General features: G+C 37.2%; 1 protein-coding gene. It reads right to left on the reverse strand.

Annotated features, from left to right (window positions below; genetic code table 11):
- Positions 1-80 precede the first annotated feature (80 nt).
- On the reverse strand, positions 81-285 hold a 205-nt coding region (locus SB775_RS28835; protein WP_410864618.1), incomplete at its 5' end, for a PH domain-containing protein.

Below are 285 nucleotides of genomic sequence, written 5' to 3' on the forward strand. Positions count from 1 at the left end.
CTCCTAGAGGTTTAGAAGTTGTTTTTATTCCGCATTTCCCCTCACAAAGACCAAGATATTATGTTTAAACAAAGGGGTGATTAATTATTCATATTCGCTCTAACTGTACGGACAAAGCGCTCCACATTCCCACTCTGAATATACTTAGCTCTAATGGTTTCACGATTACAAGTACATTCGAAATATGGACGGAAATCTATGTCATCTATATGCAAATACGAATACTCTTCAAATATCGCAGGATAGCACGGAATTTTCCCGTAAAATAGAAGACGTCTAGTAGTG

This window comes from Peribacillus sp. SIMBA_075, assembly GCF_046534585.1.